This is a genomic window from Klebsiella sp. 2019SCSN059, assembly GCF_021739525.1.
GTDB lineage: Bacteria > Pseudomonadota > Gammaproteobacteria > Enterobacterales > Enterobacteriaceae > Klebsiella > Klebsiella quasipneumoniae.
The window spans coordinates 161,760-178,885 of the sequence record NZ_JAKKOM010000004.1 but is presented as its reverse complement, the minus strand read 5'-3'; the positions used below and the strand labels follow the sequence as shown (position 1 = coordinate 178,885).

Annotated in this window: 17 protein-coding genes; 6 read left to right on the top strand and 11 right to left on the bottom strand. The window is 60.0% G+C overall.

The features are described 5' to 3' along the window. Positions 1 to 116: 116 nt before the first annotated feature. The 6 genes from mdcE to L2I46_RS07130 all read right to left on the bottom strand — a co-directional run bounded on the left by mdcE (position 117) and on the right by L2I46_RS07130 (position 5,812). A complete protein-coding gene (mdcE, locus tag L2I46_RS07155; RefSeq protein ID WP_219803849.1) occupies positions 117 to 917 on the bottom strand; it encodes a biotin-independent malonate decarboxylase subunit gamma in 801 nt (266 codons plus the stop codon). Continuing rightward, a complete protein-coding gene (locus L2I46_RS07150; protein WP_032452728.1) occupies positions 917 to 1,750 on the bottom strand; it encodes a biotin-independent malonate decarboxylase subunit beta in 834 nt (277 codons plus the stop codon). Before L2I46_RS07150 ends, mdcE begins: the two co-directional genes overlap by 1 nt. Next, positions 1,743 to 2,042 (bottom strand): malonate decarboxylase acyl carrier protein, encoded by a 300-nt coding sequence (mdcC, locus tag L2I46_RS07145; RefSeq protein WP_023289535.1) that lies wholly within the window; start codon positions 2,040 to 2,042, stop codon positions 1,743 to 1,745. Before mdcC ends, L2I46_RS07150 begins: the two co-directional genes overlap by 8 nt. Positions 2,043 to 2,059: 17 nt before the next feature. Further along, entirely contained in the window at positions 2,060 to 2,902 is an 843-nt protein-coding gene (locus L2I46_RS07140; RefSeq protein WP_048334889.1) for a triphosphoribosyl-dephospho-CoA synthase, read from the bottom strand. Continuing rightward, a complete protein-coding gene (mdcA, locus tag L2I46_RS07135; protein WP_121936112.1) occupies positions 2,902 to 4,557 on the bottom strand; it encodes a malonate decarboxylase subunit alpha in 1,656 nt (551 codons plus the stop codon). The genes L2I46_RS07140 and mdcA overlap by 1 nt, the downstream gene beginning before the upstream one ends. A gap of 220 nt (positions 4,558 to 4,777) precedes the next feature. Next, a complete protein-coding gene (locus L2I46_RS07130; protein ID WP_023289538.1) occupies positions 4,778 to 5,812 on the bottom strand; it encodes an AI-2E family transporter in 1,035 nt (344 codons plus the stop codon). Positions 5,813 to 6,254: 442 nt separating this feature from the next. On the opposite strand from L2I46_RS07130, the gene kpnE reads away from it, so the two are divergent. Together kpnE and kpnF are read left to right on the top strand one after the other, a co-directional pair. Next, positions 6,255 to 6,617: a multidrug efflux SMR transporter subunit KpnE gene (gene kpnE / locus L2I46_RS07125; protein ID WP_101861555.1), complete on the top strand. Its 363-nt coding sequence runs from the start codon at positions 6,255 to 6,257 to the stop codon at positions 6,615 to 6,617. Continuing rightward, positions 6,604 to 6,933: a multidrug efflux SMR transporter subunit KpnF gene (gene kpnF, locus L2I46_RS07120; RefSeq protein ID WP_023289540.1), complete on the top strand. Its 330-nt coding sequence runs from the start codon at positions 6,604 to 6,606 to the stop codon at positions 6,931 to 6,933. The genes kpnE and kpnF overlap by 14 nt, the downstream gene beginning before the upstream one ends. A gap of 55 nt (positions 6,934 to 6,988) precedes the next feature. Here the strand turns inward: kpnF and L2I46_RS29610 are convergent, their stop codons facing one another. Then, complete coding sequence (locus L2I46_RS29610; RefSeq protein WP_258315333.1) at positions 6,989 to 7,078, bottom strand: ArsR family transcriptional regulator; 90 nt, start codon at positions 7,076 to 7,078, stop codon at positions 6,989 to 6,991. On the opposite strand from L2I46_RS29610, the gene L2I46_RS07115 reads away from it, so the two are divergent. Then, positions 7,038 to 9,194: a putative bifunctional diguanylate cyclase/phosphodiesterase gene (locus L2I46_RS07115; RefSeq protein ID WP_236947676.1), complete on the top strand. Its 2,157-nt coding sequence runs from the start codon at positions 7,038 to 7,040 to the stop codon at positions 9,192 to 9,194. The genes L2I46_RS29610 and L2I46_RS07115 overlap by 41 nt on opposite strands. On the opposite strand, the gene L2I46_RS07110 is transcribed toward L2I46_RS07115, so the two are convergent. The 3 genes from L2I46_RS07110 to L2I46_RS07100 all read right to left on the bottom strand — a co-directional run bounded on the left by L2I46_RS07110 (position 9,195) and on the right by L2I46_RS07100 (position 13,021). Continuing rightward, positions 9,195 to 10,007, bottom strand: a complete 813-nt coding sequence (locus L2I46_RS07110) for a trypsin-like serine peptidase (RefSeq protein WP_044522790.1) — start codon at positions 10,005 to 10,007, stop codon at positions 9,195 to 9,197. Between the two features lie 941 nt (positions 10,008 to 10,948). Continuing rightward, positions 10,949 to 11,368 carry an acid resistance repetitive basic protein Asr gene (gene asr / locus L2I46_RS07105; RefSeq protein WP_236947674.1) on the bottom strand — a complete coding sequence of 140 codons (420 nt, stop codon included), beginning with the start codon at positions 11,366 to 11,368 and terminating at the stop codon, positions 10,949 to 10,951. A 165-nt stretch (positions 11,369 to 11,533) separates the two neighbouring features. Continuing rightward, on the bottom strand, positions 11,534 to 13,021 hold the full coding sequence (locus L2I46_RS07100; protein WP_023289544.1) for a carboxypeptidase M32: 1,488 nt from the start codon (positions 13,019 to 13,021) through the stop codon (positions 11,534 to 11,536). Positions 13,022 to 13,248: 227 nt separating this feature from the next. Between L2I46_RS07100 and L2I46_RS07095 the strand changes: the two genes are divergently transcribed. Further along, on the top strand, positions 13,249 to 13,341 hold the full coding sequence (locus L2I46_RS07095; RefSeq protein ID WP_004206050.1) for a KPN_01571 family protein: 93 nt from the start codon (positions 13,249 to 13,251) through the stop codon (positions 13,339 to 13,341). A 30-nt stretch (positions 13,342 to 13,371) separates the two neighbouring features. Here L2I46_RS07095 and L2I46_RS07090 read toward each other — a convergent pair whose 3' ends face one another. Beyond that, entirely contained in the window at positions 13,372 to 14,622 is a 1,251-nt protein-coding gene (locus tag L2I46_RS07090; protein ID WP_023289545.1) for an MFS transporter, read from the bottom strand. A 130-nt stretch (positions 14,623 to 14,752) separates the two neighbouring features. On the opposite strand from L2I46_RS07090, the gene L2I46_RS07085 reads away from it, so the two are divergent. Together L2I46_RS07085 and mlc are read left to right on the top strand one after the other, a co-directional pair. Continuing rightward, positions 14,753 to 15,655: a LysR family transcriptional regulator gene (locus L2I46_RS07085; protein ID WP_023289546.1), complete on the top strand. Its 903-nt coding sequence runs from the start codon at positions 14,753 to 14,755 to the stop codon at positions 15,653 to 15,655. 124 nt (positions 15,656 to 15,779) lie between these two features. Next, complete coding sequence (mlc, locus tag L2I46_RS07080; RefSeq protein ID WP_032429145.1) at positions 15,780 to 17,000, top strand: sugar metabolism global transcriptional regulator Mlc; 1,221 nt, start codon at positions 15,780 to 15,782, stop codon at positions 16,998 to 17,000. Positions 17,001 to 17,126: the final 126 nt, after the last annotated feature.

Below are 17,126 nucleotides of genomic sequence, written 5' to 3'. Positions count from 1 at the left end.
AGAGTACTGGCGCGATTGTTATTTTTTCTAAAAGCCGTCCCTACCCGGCGCGGTTATGACGCGCTCCGGGGGACGGCTTCCGGCAGGTTTTCTTCTACTACTTACGTACGAACGTGCTACCAGCTGGCGCGCATCAGGTCGCGGACCCGCTGCGAGCTGCGGCGGTTTTCCGCACCCAGGCGGCACTTCAGCGAGGGATCCTGGCGCGCGTCAGCGATGGCGTCGCGCAGGGTGTGGCTGACCAGCGCCAGATCGTGGTCGTCAGGGGCGTCAGGATGGCTGATGTCCAGCAGAGCGGAGAGCAGGCCGAGCGTGGCGTAGTTGCTGACGTCATAGGCCATCGGCGGGATGGTCGCCGCCAGTTTCTCCAGCGCCTCCACGCTGCGCAGGGTAATGCGCGCGGCCGACGCTTTACCCATCGCGTGGACCAGTACGCCGCTGTCGTTAAAGGCGATCAGACGGTTGGCCTGGTAGCCGTGGGCCAGAAACGCCCCGGACATCGCTTTGCCGACGATCAGGCCAATCACCGGGTGGCCGGCCAGACGGGCTTTGGCGTAGGCGCCTGCCGCTCCGGCCAGCGCCTGGTGAATACCAAAGGCTTCTTCGCGACGGCCATAGGCCTGGCTCGGCACATCGATCACGGCGACGATCGGCCGTTTGCGGGCCTGGTGGGCGTCGGCGGCGATGGTTTCATTGACCACTTTCGCCAGCGTCCAGCCTTCGAGCAGGCCGACTTCGCCACCGGCGGCGCGCGGGTAGTGGTTATTGGCGTCAGGCACTACGGCGATAAAACGCACCTTTTCGCCATTAAGCTGGCCGTCTGCCACCTGCACGGAAGGGCACAGGCCGCTCATCAGCGGCGCCTCGGGCGCCAGTTTGTTCAGCCATAGCGCGGCGCGGTTTGGGAACTGACTCATTATTTTTCCTCCCGGGCAAAAAGCTGTTTAATCTGCGCGGTATCCGCCTGCTGGCGGGTGTCGAACTGGCTCAAACGGCGCAGATAGTCGTCATAATTGTCGCTGCGGTGCTGCGCCGGTACGCCTTTGGCGATCGCTTCGTTCATCGCGGTTTTGACGGCCTTGACGCCATCGTTAACCAGCGCGTCGACCAGGCCGCTGGCGGCGCGAATTTCGCCGCCGGTCATGCTCCAGATAAACGGCCGGTTACGCGAGTCGTACTCTTCAATGCCGGCTTCCTGCTCGATAACCTGCGGTCCGTTGAGGCCGAGACGGGCTTCTCGGGTGACGATGAGATAGCTGCACAGCGCGGCGGCGATGGACATGCCGCCGAAGCAGCCGACGGTGCCAGCGATGATGCCGACTACCGGGGTGTAGCGGCGCAGATCGACAATCGCGGCGTGAATATCGGCGATGGCGGCCAGGCCAAGGTTGGCCTCCTGCAGCCGGACGCCGCCGGTTTCCAGGCACAGGACCGCCTGCGTCGGAATACCGTTGCGGTTATCCTCCGCCGCCAGCTCCAGCGCGGCGGCCATTTTGGCGCCGGAGACTTCGCCCATACTGCCGCCCTGGAAGGTGCCTTCGATGGCAATCACCACCGCCGGCTGGCCGTTGATAGTGCCTTTGGCGACCACCATACCGTCGTCGGACTGCGGGACAATGCCCTGCGCCCCGAGCCACGGCGACATAATGCCGTCAAACGGATCCAGCAGTTCGCGGTAGCTGCCGTCGTCCAGCAGAGCGTGGGCGCGTTCGCGAGCGCGCAGTTCGATAAAGCTGCGATCGTTACGCATGAGCGGCCTCCTCAAAGACTTGTTCGATACGAATACGGGCGACGCCCGGCGTGGCGCCGAAGTCGTGAATAACCAACTGCCCGGCGGGCAGGCCGTTGATCAGGCTCAGCCGGTCGAACAGCGCCTGCCAGCGCGCCTGGCTGTTATCCACCGAGGTGGTAATTTGCACGCTGAGCGTATCGCTTCCGGCGGCGGTATAGAGCACTTCCATATCGCCTGAACCTACAACCCCTGCCAGCGCTCGGCCGCGGAGGGCGCGGCTGGCAGGAAATGACAATGTAATCTGTTCCATAACATCCTCTGAATGCGTTAGCCGGCAACCCGGTCGAGAAACAGGGTGGCGGCAAGGAGATCGGCGGCGCCGCCCGGCGAGGCGTTGTGCGCCAGCATCTGCGCGTCAAGCCGCGCCAGGGCGGCGCGTCCGGCGACGCTGGCGCACCCGCCGGCCGCCAGCACCGCGCGGGCGCCCTGCTGCATGGTCTGCAGGCCGGTCATGCCGGCGCGCGACAGCACGCAGGTATCGCTCAGCGAGGTCATGATGGCCATCAGCGCGTCAAGTCGCGCCTGCGGCTCGCTGGCGCCCCGGGCGCGGCTTTGCTGTAACTGCGGCAGCGCCAGGGCGGTGATATGCGGGAAACCGCGCTGCGCCTCTTCGCGCGCGCCCGGCACCTGCCAGCGGCGGCTGGCGCGTAGCCCTTTACTGAAGCTTTTCGGCGCCAGGCCGTCGGGCAGACGGGCGAGGGCGGCGGCGGTGTCGGCGATCGCCTGTGAATGACCCACTCCCCCCAACATCGCTACCGCGCTGACCAGCAGCCCCAGCGCCCAGATGGCGCCGCGGTGGGTGTTGACCCCGCCGGTGGCCTGCATCATCTGCGCTTCGCCTTCCCGGCCGAGGCGGCCGACGGTTTCGCGCAGCGCGATATCCGCCGGGCGGCGCCAGCTTTGCTGGGCCAGCGCGTGGAAGGTCGGCTGCAGGCTGCGGGCGGAACGTTCCATCAGCGCCAGCGTGAGGTCCTGATGCGCGCCGCTGCCGCGGCTGTCGACCAGACCCGGTTTCGGGCTCAGACGGGCTTCGTCAATCAGACAGGCGCTGGCGGTATCCGCCAGCCAGCTGACGCGGCTTTCTGCGTGCAGGGGGGAGAGAATTTTCATTACCAGCTCCGGAATTTTGCCGGTGGGTTGTACAGTCCGTCGGACCATTCCACCAGGTCGGCGACGCTGCCGGCGGCCAGCAGCGAACGGGTGGCCTCGCTGCGGCGAATGCCGAGATCTTCCGGGTAAACCACTTTGCCGCTCTGACGCAGGGCAGTCACGCGTTTCGCGTCCACTCCGAGGCCGATGTCGGTGATCCCGGCCACGGCGGCGACCATCGCCCGGCGCTCTTCCAGGCTTTCCGCACGATACAAGTAGGCGATACCCTCTTCGGTCAGCACGTGGGTGACGTCATCGCCGTAAATCATCACCGGCGCCAGCGGCATGCCGGAGGTTTTGGCGACGTCGACCGCGTCGAGAGTCTCAACGAAGGTCGGCTTCACCCCGGCCTGAAAGGTTTCGACCATCTGCACCACCAGTTTTTTACCGCGCTGCATGGGGTCTGGCTCGGTGATCATATTGAGCCAGGCAGGGGTGGCGTGGCGGCGGCCGTGCGGATCGTGGCCCATGTTCGGCGCGCCGCCGAAGCCGGAAAGGCGGCCGCGGGTGACGGTCGAGGAGTTAGCCAGACCATCAACCTGCAGGGTCGAACCGATAAACATATCCACCGCGTATTGCCCCGCCAGCTGGCAGAAGGCGCGGTTGGAGCGCATGGAGCCGTCCGGGCCGGTAAAGAAGATATCCGGACGGGCGCGGATGTACTCTTCCATCCCCAGCTCGCCGCCGAAGCAGTGCACGCTCTCCACCCAGCCGCTCTCGATCGCCGGGATCAGCGTCGGATGCGGGTTCAGGGTCCAGTGTTTACAGATTTTGCCTTTCAGACCGAGCTGTTCGCCGTAAGTCGGCAGCAGCAGTTCGATGGCGGCGGTGTTGAAGCCGATCCCGTGGTTGAGGGACTGCACCTGATGCTCGGCGTAGATGCCCTTGATCGCCATCATCGCCATCAGAATGTGTTCTTGCTTAATCAGGCGCGGGTCGCGGGTGAACAGCGGTTCAATAAAGAACGGCTTGTCGGCGACCACCACGTAATCAATCCACGAGCCGGGAATATCGACGCGGGGCAGATCGCACTCGTCGTCCACCAGTTCGTTAACCTGGGCGATAACAATACCGTCGTGGAAGGCGGCGGCTTCCACCAGCGCCGGGGTATCTTCGGTACTCGGCCCGGTATACAGGTTACCTTTACGGTCGGCTTTGTAGCCGGCGATCAGCGCGACGTTGGGCGACAGATCGACGTACAGGCGGGAGTAGAGTTCGATATAGGTATGAATGGCGCCGATTTCCAGCAGGCCATCTTCCAGCAGCTGCGAAATGCGCAGGCTTTGGGTACCGGAGAAGGAGAAATCGAGTTTGCGGGCGATACCTTTTTCAAACAGGTCCAGATGCTCGCTGCGCCCGACGCTCGGCATGATCATATGCAGATCGTGGATTTTCTGCGGATTGACTTCCGCCAGCATGCGGGAGAGGAAATCGGCCTGCTTCTGGTTGTTGCCTTCCAGCACCACCCGGTCGCCGGGGGCGATCAGGTTTTCCAGTACGCTGACCAGCTGGTCAGTGGGGATGACTTTGCCCGGGATGTTGGCCTCGGCCAGCCGCCGCTGCTTTTCCGTCCGGCGACGGTTCCAGACCCGCCCCGTCGTTTGTTCGGCATTCATTATTAACCTCCTGATTCGACAAATCGTTTTGTTTGTCCTGGTGGAGGTTAGTGTGCGATGCGAGGCGCGGAGCATCAATTAAGCACGGCGGCCAATTGTTAGCCTGAGAGTAACAATTGTGATTGGCCCTTTGTGATGAGGATCAATAATACGAAAGGCGTAGTGGTCTACCACAGGTGTCAGGGAGAGGGGGCCGGCCAGTCGCCGGCCCGGGGAAGGGTTATTCTTTGCTCACATCACTTAATAAGAATGCGATGCTCTGGCCGCCGCTGGTCTGCTCGAGGGCGATTTTGACGATGATCGTCAACGGCACCGACAGGAGCATACCGACCGGACCCAGCAGCCAGCCCCAGAAGATCAACGACAGGAATACCACCAGGGTGGAGAGTCCCAGGCCACGCCCCATGATCCGCGGTTCGAGAATATTGCCGAACACCAGGTTAACGATCAGATAGCCGGCCAGCACCACCAGCGCCTCGTACAGGCCGCCGAATACCAGGACCTGGAGGATCGGCGGGATGGCCGCCAGCACGGAGCCAATATTGGGAATATAGTTCAGCGCGAAGGCCAGCAGCCCCCACATAAAGGCGAAACGCACGTCCAGCAGAACCAGCATGCCCCAGACCACCAGCCCGGTGACCAGGCTAATCGCGGTCTTCAGCACCAGATAATGCGACACGCTGTCGATGGCGCGCTGAATGGCCCCCATGCCTTCTACCGGGCGGGACATCAGCTGCTGTAGTTTGGCGGGCAGTTGCGGAACCTCCAGCAGCATAAACACCACCGTCAGCAGCAGCAGAAAAATCGAGGACATGGCGTTCGACAGCTGAGTGAGCAGACCGGTGACCAGGGTCATCACGGCGTTGGGGTCGATATATTTGTTTAGCTCCACCACCGAGACGGTAAAGCCCAGGCGCTGCAGCCAGGGAGCGATGGTTTGCATCGGTTCGTAGAGATAGTTGCGGTACTGCGGCAGGGTGCGCGCCAGCTCGTTAAGCGAAGTCCCCAGCGAGGCCAGCAGCACAACGGCTAACATGACGATAAGGCCGATCAGCAATGAGATCGCCAGCACGCGTGGCACCCGGCAGCGGACCAGCAGCTGGACCAGCGGATTAATAATCACCGCCAGAAAAAGCGCGAGTATAAACGGGACAATAATGTCTGCCGCAAAGCGAATGCCGGTCAGGATGATCACCAGCATGCCCAGCATGATGACCATCTTTAATCCGTTAAGTGTAATAATAGGTTTAGCCATAGGATCCCGTCCTCAATCTTCCTTGCCTGTTAACAGGTTGCGTTACATTAGCATAATGACGTTTTTTTTCAGAAAAAACGCATTGCAGCAAAACCGCGGCGTAAAGAATTGCAAAGTCTTTGAATAAAATGTAGCACTATGCTACAAATCTACCTGTGTTTAACTACTGAGGACAATTTTCATCCGCACCGGACGAGAAGCAACACCGCGGATAATTGTAATTTTATGGACAATCAGTTCAGGATGTATATTTTAAATCACCCCGCAGTATCCCTCACTTTTTCCCGTTTTGCCGGCGAACAGCACTGGCATTCGGCGCTATAGTCACCTTCTTTCTGCCTGAGCTGGCGCCAAGCGCACAGCGAAATCTACGTCAGAAATTTTCCTGTTTACGCGTCGCGTAAACGGTAATGGATTATATTCTCAAGCAGGAGAAGGGATCATGTTTTATTGGATTTTATTAGCTTTAGCGATTATTGCTGAAATTACCGGCACCTTGTCGATGAAATGGGCAAGCATTAGCGGTGGGCATACCGGCTTTATTTTAATGCTGGCCATGATTGCCCTGTCATATATTTTTCTCGCCTTTGCGGTTAAAAAAATTGCCCTCGGCGTGGCCTACGCGTTATGGGAAGGGATTGGTATTTTGCTGATCACCCTGTTCAGCGTACTGTTGTTTGATGAAAGCCTGTCGCTGCTGAAAATAGCCGGTCTGACTACCCTGGTACTGGGGATCGTCTTAATTAAGTCCGGCACCCAGAAAAAAGCGTCGTCGAAGCCGGAGGTGGCTCATGCAGCAGTTTGAGTGGATCCACGCCATCTGGCTGGCTATCGCCATTGTTCTGGAAATTATTGCCAACGTCTTTTTGAAGTTTTCCGACGGTTTCCGCCGCAAGGTCTATGGCATTCTGTCGCTGGCGGCGGTGCTGGGCGCGTTCAGCGCCCTGTCGCAGGCGGTGAAAGGCATCGATCTGTCGGTCGCCTATGCGCTGTGGGGCGGCTTCGGTATCGCGGCGACCATCGCCGCCGGCTGGGTGCTGTTTGGCCAGCGCCTGAATAACAAAGGCTGGGCGGGAGTCATCCTGCTGGTTGCCGGCATGGTGTTAATTAAACTCGCCTGATGTCGCGCCGCCTGCAAAGCCAGGCGGCAAAACGGGTTCGCTGTAGTATGCTTACTCAAGACCGGCCCCGCAGGTATTGTGCCCGGTGACGATGAGGACTGCGCATGCTCACAGCTTTCGGCTGGCGGAAAATTCCTTCCGCCAGGACGTTGTCAATAATGATTTTTCTCGCCGGGCTCGGCCTCACCGCGTCGGTGATCTCACTGCTTTACCTCTCGCAACACCTCATTGCCAGCAAATCCAATGAAATTGATCAGCAGCGCTCGGTCCTGTCGGTGGAAGGGGCGGTGCAGACCTCGGTCAACCGGGTGCTGTCGCTGGTGCTGGACAATGCCATCTGGGACGATGCGGTGACCCAGACTTACGCTCCCAGCCTGGATCAAAAATGGCTGTACGACTCCTGGGGATCCGGCTTCAAAATCAACAACCTGTATGACGGCACCTTTGTCCTTGATGAACATTATCACATCCTGTGGGGCGCCTTTCAGAGTCAGGTCATGCCCCGGGCAGACCTCGCATTTCTCGGCGCCGGGCTGACCAGCCTGATCCGCTATCATGCACAGGCTCTGCGCGAGGGGAGAAACGCCTTCGCCGGCATCACACGTACCGAGGCCGGGATCGCTTTCGTCGGCATCGGCCTGATACGGCCGACGAGCGGCCGGCTGCAGGTGGCTGACAAGACCCGACGCTATCTGGTCATTACCCGGCACATCAGCCCTCAGCTGCTGGAGCGTTTAGGCGACACCTTCCAGATAAGCCATCTGCATCTCAGCGACGGCCCAGGCGAACACCGGATCCCGCTGCGCACGCAGGGAGGCGAGGTTCTGGGCTATCTGGCGTGGCAGCCGCGTCTGCCCGGCGCCGAAGCGGCCCTGGCCTCGTCAGGCAGTATGCGGCTGATCGCCGGGGTGGCCGCCAGCCTGATCCTGCTGTTTATTCTGTTCAGCAGCCTCGGCATGTATAAGCTGGCCCGCGGCGAACGTCAGGCGCGGGAGATCGCCCTGATTGACTGGCTTAGCCGCCTGCCCAACCGGCGTGCGCTGCTGCTGCGGCTCAGCCAGGTGTGCGACACGAGTAAGCACGATATGCAATGCGTGGTGTTTATCGATCTGGACGGTTTTAAGGATGTGAATGATAACTATGGCCACGATGTGGGCGACACTCTGATCCGCCATATCGCCAGCGCGCTGCAAAAACGGGTGCCGGCGGGGGCCATGCTGGCAAGAATGGGCGGGGATGAGTTCGCCATGGCGGTGAGCGGCGAACAGGCGATCGACCGGGCCGCGGCGTTCGCGTGGGCGGCGCTGGAGCTGCTTAAAGCGCCGGTGGCGCTGAGCAAACGCACAATTTATATCGGCGCCAGCATCGGCATCGCCAGCGGTACTCCGGCGGAATGCTCCAGTACCGAACTGTTTCGCCGGGCGGATATCGCCATGTACCACGCCAAGAAGAGCGGCAAGGGGCGGACGGCCTGGTATGACGATGCGCTGGATGCCGTGCGACGTCATCAGCTGATGATTGAGAATGGCATCCGTCAGGGGCTGGAGCAGGATGAATTTGAGGTCTGGTATCAGCCGGTGGTCGATGCCGATACGCTGGCGATGACCGGCGTTGAAGCGCTGCTGCGCTGGCCGCGTCGCCCGCAGGGTGCGCTGGCGCCGGATGCGTTTATCGCCATTGCCGAGAGTAGCGGCCTGATTGACACCCTCGGCCAGTTCGTCCTGCAACGCGCCTGCAGCGACCTGCAGCCGGTGGGCGATCTGCTGCTGTCGGTGAACATCTCGCCGGCGCAATTTCGCGATCCGGCGTTTGAAAGCCGGGTGATGGAAACGGTCGCTGCCTGCCGCTTTCCGCCGTCGCGCCTGCAGGTGGAGGTGACGGAGAGTTATGTGCTGGAAAATCCGGAACGTTCGCAGGCGGTGGTGGAGAATCTGAAGGCCCAGGGCATCGCCGTGGCGCTGGACGATTTTGGCACCGGTTACTCCAGCATCGGCTATTTACGCCGCTTTCGCTTTGACAGCCTGAAGATTGACAAATCCCTCGCCGGGCGGGTGGATTGCGATGCGCAGGCGGCGGAGATGGTGCGCGGCACGGTGCGCATCGCCCGCGCGCTGGGGATGACGGTCGTGGCGGAGGGGGTTGAAGATCCGCAACAGCTGGCGCTGCTGCGGCGGGCCGGTTGCGACCGGCTACAGGGCTTTTACTTCAGTAAACCGATGCCGATCGCCGACCTGCTGCAGCGGCGTCAGCAGCAGGGGTAATTACTCTCCGGCCAGCGCCTCCAGCTTATCGCGAAAGCCGGTCACCGCGATGGCGCGGTTGTCCGCCCGCCAGCGATCCTGCGGGCCGGGAGCCGAACTTTGCACGGCGATCACTTGCCAGCCGTCCGCGGTTTTCAGCAGCAGCGGCGAGCCGCTGTCGCCGGGCAGGGTGTCACACTGGTGCGACAGGACGCTGTTTTGCGCCCAGCCGGTGACGATGCAATCCTGATGGCTGTAAAGATTGTCCAGATGATCTTCAGGATAACCTGACTGGGTCACTTTCCGGTCCGCCGCCTTCAGCGCGGCGGTTAAATCGGCCTTACTGCCGGGGAAGAGCGGGATCGGCGTGATGCCCGAGGGAGCATAGCGCAGCACGATCAGGCCAAAATCCGAGGGCGCCGCGGCGGAGGGAACGATCCAGCCGTCACCGTCGGCTTTCAGACGCTTGCCTAACCCGGGATCCACGCGTCCGTCTATGCCGTGGATCTCATACACCCAGTTGCCCTTGCGGGAAATAAAGCGCAGAGCGACCGCTTTGTCCGGCTTGCCGCGCGGGGGCGTTAACAGGCAGTGGCCTGCGGTCAGCGCCAGATTGGGGGAGATGAGCGTCGCCGTGCACAGATTGCCGCTGGCGGTCTCCAGCTGGCCAATCGCGTCCCACGGACTCTCCTCCGGGCGGCTCACCGCTTTACGCTCATCGTGGCCGAAAAACAACGTCTTAATATCTTTGGCGCTCAGTCCGCTATCTTCGGCATGTGCGCCCAGAGGTAACAGATAAAATGAACACAGTAATAACAGAACGTCTCTACGCATATCACTCTCTGGGGGAGGCTATGATGTCTATTGACAGTAGCAGGAGATTTAAGTTTTTGAAAGTAAACAATAATTCTAATCAGGCCAAACGGCATGTCTCATCTGCGCGCGACGGGCTCTGGCGCGGGTAAAACCTTCTGATTTCAATCGGTTAATACCATTAACCTTCTGCTGCTATTTCCGCAGAAAGCACGGTCTGGCGCAAGCACATTCGTGTATCAGAACGTACTGAAATTGGCGAATAATGCAGCAATACCTCTTTGAGGTTATTCCTGGTTTGGCAGCATAATGCGCAAAAATAATACTTTTACCCGCCAGAACTTCACCAGAATTCGCACTTCTTTACGCCTCACGTAATTATTTTCAATGCGAAACATTTTCTCACCGAAAACGTTGTTACCGTCACCCGGCCGTTGAGTAAATAGAGAGGTAATACCGGCGATGATAGCCTGAATTCTATTTCCCCGGCGTTCGGAGGGTATATGTCTAAAAAAGGTATTCGCGCACTGGTCTATGTTTCCCTGGTCTCGGTGGCCATCTGGGGCGCAACCGGCTATCTGGTGATGGAAGCGGTACGTGCGTTGTGATGAGTCTGGCCGCCGTGTGGGGGCCAGGCGCGCGATGGTTTATTGCTAACGTGTCTGGCGTCTTCGGGCGCCGGGCATGATTTGCGCCGCTGGCAGCGGCAGGGTAAAGAGAGTGATAAGGGTGGGCAACAATATTTGCGCGACATTCACCTTGCGGGAAGTCTGAGCCAGGCGGCAAAACGGGAGAGAAAGGCGAAATGATTAATAGAGGAAAAAGCGGGTCGCAACTACTGCGCAAATGATTAACAGGATCAGGATGAGCTCAAAACGATAACGCCGCAGCATAGTGCTCTCCAGAAAAAACGGCGCTGAAGCAGCGCCGATTATTTAAGAAGGTTGGTTCACCGGGAGGAATTAGGCTGCCGGCTGTGCAGCAGGTTTAGCGGCCTGGTGTTTGGTGGTTTTGTGGTGTTTTTTCGCTGCCTGAGCTTTCTGGGCTACCGGTTTAGCGGCAGCTTTGTGGTGCTTTTTAGCGGCCTGGGCTTTCTGCGGAGCGGCGGGTTTGGCGTCTGCTTTTTTGTGTTTTTTAGCGGCCTGGGCTTTCTGGGCAGCGGCTGGTTTAGCTTCTGCTTTCTTGTGTTTTTTGGCAGCCTGAGCTTTCTGCTCTGCAGCTGGTTTGGCCGCGACTTTATGGTGTTTTTTGTGATGGGTGGTCTTGGCAGCAGTGCTGTGGGTAGCAGCTGGCGCCTGAGTGGTGCTTACTGCGTCAGCAGCGAAAGCGGCGGAAGAGAGACCCATAGCAGCGGCAACGACCAGAGCTAATACTTTTTTCATTCTGATATCCTCGAAAAGTTTTCTTAATTTCAACCCCACTGCGGGGCCGGTGAAATCACTATATGCTTGTCTTTTCGGGCTTTCCGTGAGTGTTTGGTATCGGCGTGTAACCGAATGTACAAGGCGGGGAGTGGAAGGACGCGCCGGGCAGCCCGGCGCGGACGATCACAGATAGCGGGCGGTAAGGTGGTCGCGGAAGTAGCGGCTGTTAAGATCCTCGCCGGTGGCCTGCTGGATCAGCTGCGAGGTGGTGAAGCGGCTGCCATGCTGCCAGATATTCTGCCGCAGCCAGTCAAACAGGGCGCTGAAATCCCCTTCCGCGATATCGCGGTCTAACGTCGGCAGCGCGCGACGGGCGGCGGCCATCAGCTGCGCGGCATACATCGCCCCCAGCGTGTAGGAAGGGAAGTAGCCGAAGCCGCCGTCGGTCCAGTGAATATCCTGCATACAGCCGTCCCGGTAGTTGCCGGTGGTCGACAGTCCCAGCCAGTGCTGCATTTTCTCATCCCACAGCGACGGAATATCTTCCACCTCTATCTCGCCGTCGATCAGCGCGCGTTCAATTTCATAGCGCAGGATCACATGCGCCGGATAGCTGACCTCATCGGCATCAACGCGAATAAAGCCTGGTTTCACCCGCTGGTTCCAGGCGATGAAATTCTCCTCGCTAAAGGCCGGCCGATCGCCAAAGCGTTCGCGCACCGCCGGCAGCAGGCGTTTCAGGAAGCGCTCGCTGCGTCCCAGCTGCATTTCGAAGAACAGGCTCTGCGACTCATGGATAGCAGTAGAGCGGGCCAGTCCTACCGGCTGGTCGACCCACGGGCGAGGCAGATTCTGCTCATAGCGGGCGTGGCCGGTCTCGTGGATCACGCCGAACAGAGCGCTGAGCAGGTCGTTTTCGTTGTAGCGGGTGGTGATGCGCACATCCTGAGGGACGCCGCCGCAAAACGGGTGGGCGCTGATGTCCAGACGCCCGCCGTCAAAGTCAAAGCCGAGGATGCGCATCGCCTGCAGACCCAGTTCGCGCTGCTCAGGGATCGGGAACGGCCCCTGCGGGGCGATCAAGGTTCGCGTCGCCTGCTTATCGACCGCTTGTCGCAGCAGGGAAGGCAGCCAGGACTTGAGATCGGCAAACAGGCTGTCCAGCCGGGCGCTGGTCATATCCGGTTCGAAAATATCCAGCAGCGCGTCATAGCGTGAGCCGCCCCGGGCGTCGGCGCGGATCTGCGCTTCCTCGCGGCTCAGCCTGACCACCTCGCGCAAATTATCGGCAAAGCCAGCCCAGTCATTAGCCGGCCGCTGACTGCGCCAGGCATGTTCGCAACGGCTACCGGCCAGCGATTTGGCCTCCACCAGGCTCTCCGGCAGCAGCGCCGCCTGATCGTACTGGCGCTGCATTTCCCGCAGGTTGGCCTGTTCGAGGTCGTTGAGATCCTGCTGGCGGGCCGCCTGCAGCCATTGGCCCACTTTTTTATCGGTCAGGATCTGATGCTGTAGCACGCCGAGTTCCGCCAGCGCTTCGCCGCGGGCGGCGCTACCGCCCGGAGGCATCATGGCGAACATATCCCAGCCGGCGATGGCGGAGAGATGCGAAAAGCGCGACAGGCGCTGAAAGGTGCGGGTAAGCTGCTGATAAGGCGTATTTTCAGTCATAGTAGCGTTCGGTCCGTGACAGGTGAATGAACAGATTATCGGTATGCCTCTACACTATCCTGATACGCCTGGCGGGTCGAGCGTGGCGCGCAGAGGGCGGGGTAAAGCATTAGCCGCGTGATAGCAGGAAAAAAAGCGTGGCTCTGTGAGCAGTATTGCAGAAATCGGTAACGCATCGTGACTAAACTGTGATCGATAACGCAAGTCTGGAGGTTCGGGGGTGGTTTATGAATCCGTTCACCTGGCTGTTTATTGCCTTACTGTCCGTTGATGCCGTCAGAGAGCTGATGGGCTTGTCATCTATCATGGGCATGTGGTGAAACGTGGCCCGCAGGCCACGTCACGCGCGATTATTTGAGTCGCCGATACAGGCAAGTGCCGGTCAACAGCGCGGCAAGGAGCAGCAGCGCGATAAATCCGCCGACGCCGTTCCAGCCGTAGCGATGCCAGAACACCCCGCCTAATGTCCCCGCCAGGCTTGAGCCAAGATAATAGCTGAACAGATACAGCGATGACGCCTGACCGCGGGCGCGGCGCGCGCGCGGGCCAATCCAGCTGCTGGCGACGGAGTGCGCGGCGAAGAAGCCGGCGGAGAACAGCAACATGCCGAGGAAAATAAGCCACAGGGAAGAAAAGAGCGTCATCAGCAGGCCGCAGAGCATCACGCCGGTAAAGCCGAGCATCACCGGACCGCGGCCGTAGCGTACGGTCATGGCGCCCGCTTTCGGCGAGCTCCAGGTCCCGGTGAGATACGCCACCGACAGCAGACCCACCACCGCCTGGCTTAACGACCACGGCGACATCATCAGACGGTAGCCAATGTAGTTAAACAGGGTGACAAAGGCCCCCATCAGCAGGAAACCCTCGACGAATAGCAGCGGCAGGCCGCGATCGCGCCAGTGCAGGCGGAAATTAATCAGCAGCGTTTTTGGCCGCAGCGAGGTCGGGCGGAAATGGCGCGACTCGGGCAGGATTCGCCAGAACATAATCGCCGCGGCCAGGGCGAAGCCGCTGATCACCGCCAGCGCCACGCGCCAGCCGAAAAAATCGGTAAAGACCCCGGTGAGCAAGCGGCCGCTCATGCCGCCGATGGAGTTGCCGCTGATATAGAGTCCCATAGAGAAGGCCACAAAGCTGGGGTGGATCTCCTCGCTCAGGTAGGTCATACCGACCGCCGCCACGCCGCTCAGCGACAGGCCAATCAGGGCGCGCATAATCAGGATGCCGTGCCAGCTGGTCATCATGGTCGACAACAGCGAGCAGCAGGCGGCCAGCAGCAGCGCGGTGACCATCACCGGCTTGCGGCCTATGGCGTCCGACAGCGGGCCGGTAAACAGCAGGCCCACCGCCAGCATCGCCGTGGAAATGGAGAGAGAAATACTGCTGCTGGCCGGCGATACGCCGAACTCGTTCGACAGCACCGGCAGGATCGGCTGTACGCAGTAGAGCAGGGCGAAGGTGGCCAGACCGGCGGAGAATAGCGCGAGCGTGACGCGCATAAACTGCGGGGTGCCGCGCTTAATAAACGGATCCGGGCGGGATGCACCAGCGACGCTGACCTCGCCCGCCGGCACGGTGTCAACGGTTGTTGTACGACTCACAGAGAATTCCTTGGGTAGAAGTTGCTGCTTACCAACAGAGTGTTGTGACCATTCAGCTCACATTTTTAGGGTATGAAAATGTAAATATTCTGTCTAATATATTAATAATCTCAAATAAGACGTTTTAAATATGAATATCGAGTTGCGTCATTTGCGCTACTTTGTCGCCGTCGCCGAGGAGCTGCATTTTGGCCGCGCCGCGGCGCGACTGAACATCTCTCAACCGCCGTTAAGCCAGCAAATTCAGATCCTCGAGCAGCAGACCGGCGCCCGCCTGTTCGCCCGCACCAACCGCAGCGTCAGCCTGACGGCGGCGGGGAAACAGTTTCTCGCCGACAGTCGACAAATTCTCGCCCAGGTGGAGGACGCGGCCGCCCGCGCCGCCCGTCTGCACCATGGGGAAACGGGCGAACTGCGTATCGGCTTTACCTCCTCGGCCCCTTTTATCAAGGCGGTATCCGATACGCTGTCCCTGTTTCGTCAGCGCTACCCGGATGTGCATATTCTCACCCGCGAGACCAATACCCGCGAACAGATTGTCCCGCTGAGCGAGGGAGCCCTCGACCTCGGCCTGTTGCGCAATACCCAACTGCCGGACACCCTGGCGTGGCAGCGAGTGCTGCGCGAGCCGCTGCTGGCGATGGTCCCGGCGGACCATCCGCTGGCCCGCCAGCCCTCGGTCAGCCTGGCGGCGCTGGCGCGGGAGCCGTTCGTCTTTTTCGACCCGCACGTCGGTACCGGCCTGTATGACGATATCCTTGGCCTGCTGCGCCGCTACGGTCATACGCCGGTGATTGCCCAGGAGGTGGGGGAGGCGATGACCATTATTGGCCTGGTGGCCGCCGGGCTGGGGGTGTCGATCCTGCCGGCCTCCTTTCAGCGCGTGCAGCTCAGCGAAATGCGCTGGCTGCCGATTGACGAACAGGATGCGGTGTCGGAGATGTGGCTGGTGTGGTCGAAACACCATGAGCAGGGGGCGCTGGCAAAACGCTTTCGTGACACGCTGCTGGCCTGGAAAAACGAGCGCAATTGAGGCAAAAAGGGGCTGGAAATGTGCGGTAAATCACAAGGCTAAGCAAAAATTTGACGTTCACCATCGAAGTGCTTCACCATAGCCGAAAGTTTATTTCGAAGCGCGAAAATAAAGGGAGTCAATGGTGGTAGCGGATAGTCAACCAGGCCATATCGATCAAATTAAGCAGACCAATGCGGGCGCCGTCTATCGCCTGATTGATCAGCTCGGCCCGGTATCGCGTATCGACCTCTCCCGATTTGCGCAACTGGCGCCCGCCAGCATCACCAAAATTGTCCGCGAGATGCTGGAAGCGCATCTGGTGCAGGAGACCGAGATTCAGGAGCCCGGCAGCCGCGGGCGCCCGGCGGTGGGTCTGATGGTGGAAACCGAGGCCTGGCACTATCTGGCGGTGCGCATCAGCCGCGGCGAGATCCACCTTTCGCTGCGCGATTTAAGCAGCCAGCTGGTGGTGGAGGAGCAGCTGGAGCTGGCCCTTACCGACAGCTCGCCGTTTCTGACGCGGATTATCGACCATATCGATCGCTTCTTTATTCGCCACCAGAAGAAGCTGGAACGCCTCACCTCCATCGCCATAACGATGCCGGGTATCATTGATACCGAAAACGGCATTATTCATCGCATGCCGTTTTATGAAGAGGTCAAAGACGTCCCGTTGGGCGAAACGCTGGCCAACCATACCGGGGTGCCGGTCTATATTCAGCATGACATTAGCGCCTGGACCATGGCGGAATCGCTATTTGGCGCCTCGCGCGGCGCCCGGGACGTCATCCAGGTGGTGATCGATCATAACGTCGGCGCCGGGGTTATCACCGACGGACGTCTGCTGCACGCCGGCAGCAGCAGCCTCGTGGAGATCGGTCATACCCAGGTCGACCCCTACGGCAAACGCTGCTACTGCGGCAACCATGGCTGTCTGGAAACGATCGCCAGCGTGGAGAGCGTGCTGGAGCTGGCGCAGATGCGGATGGCGCAGTCGATGAGCTCGCTGCTGCATCAGCGTCCGCTGAGCGTGGAGTGGCTGTGCCAGGCGGCGCTGCAGGGCGACCTGCTGGCCCGGGACATTATTAGCGGCGTCGGTCATCACGTCGGTCGCATTCTGGCGATCATGGTCAATCTGTTTAACCCGCAGAAAATCCTGATCGGCTCGCCGTTTAACCTGGCGGCAGACATTCTTTTTCCGGCAATTTCCAGCTGCATTCGGCAACAATCACTCCCGGCCTACAGCCAGCATATCGCGGTTGAAAGCACCCAGTTCTCCAACCGCGGAACGATGGCTGGCGCGGCGCTGGTCAAGGATGCGCTCTATAACGGATCCTTACTCATACGACTGTTACAGGGTTAACATTTTTTCATAGTCACACCAAAAATTGCGCTATCTCAAGCTGACCCCCAGCGGCTTCACGTAGACTTTGCCCACTGTTGATTATTTCTCTCCCGTATATTTCATCGACAAAACTGTGGGGTTAGT

Coding starts and splice junctions, on each gene's coding strand:
- mdcE (WP_219803849.1), bottom strand. CDS start 917: ATGAGTCAGTTCCCAAACCGCGCCGCGCTATGGCTGAACAAACTGGCG.
- L2I46_RS07150 (WP_032452728.1), bottom strand. CDS start 1,750: ATGCGTAACGATCGCAGCTTTATCGAACTGCGCGCTCGCGAACGCGCC.
- mdcC (WP_023289535.1), bottom strand. CDS start 2,042: ATGGAACAGATTACATTGTCATTTCCTGCCAGCCGCGCCCTCCGCGGC.
- L2I46_RS07140 (WP_048334889.1), bottom strand. CDS start 2,902: ATGAAAATTCTCTCCCCCCTGCACGCAGAAAGCCGCGTCAGCTGGCTG.
- mdcA (WP_121936112.1), bottom strand. CDS start 4,557: ATGAATGCCGAACAAACGACGGGGCGGGTCTGGAACCGTCGCCGGACG.
- L2I46_RS07130 (WP_023289538.1), bottom strand. CDS start 5,812: ATGGCTAAACCTATTATTACACTTAACGGATTAAAGATGGTCATCATG.
- kpnE (WP_101861555.1), top strand. CDS start 6,255: ATGTTTTATTGGATTTTATTAGCTTTAGCGATTATTGCTGAAATTACC.
- kpnF (WP_023289540.1), top strand. CDS start 6,604: ATGCAGCAGTTTGAGTGGATCCACGCCATCTGGCTGGCTATCGCCATT.
- L2I46_RS07115 (WP_236947676.1), top strand. CDS start 7,038: ATGCTCACAGCTTTCGGCTGGCGGAAAATTCCTTCCGCCAGGACGTTG.
- L2I46_RS07110 (WP_044522790.1), bottom strand. CDS start 10,007: ATGCGTAGAGACGTTCTGTTATTACTGTGTTCATTTTATCTGTTACCT.
- asr (WP_236947674.1), bottom strand. CDS start 11,368: ATGAAAAAAGTATTAGCTCTGGTCGTTGCCGCTGCTATGGGTCTCTCT.
- L2I46_RS07100 (WP_023289544.1), bottom strand. CDS start 13,021: ATGACTGAAAATACGCCTTATCAGCAGCTTACCCGCACCTTTCAGCGC.
- L2I46_RS07095 (WP_004206050.1), top strand. CDS start 13,249: ATGAATCCGTTCACCTGGCTGTTTATTGCCTTACTGTCCGTTGATGCC.
- L2I46_RS07085 (WP_023289546.1), top strand. CDS start 14,753: ATGAATATCGAGTTGCGTCATTTGCGCTACTTTGTCGCCGTCGCCGAG.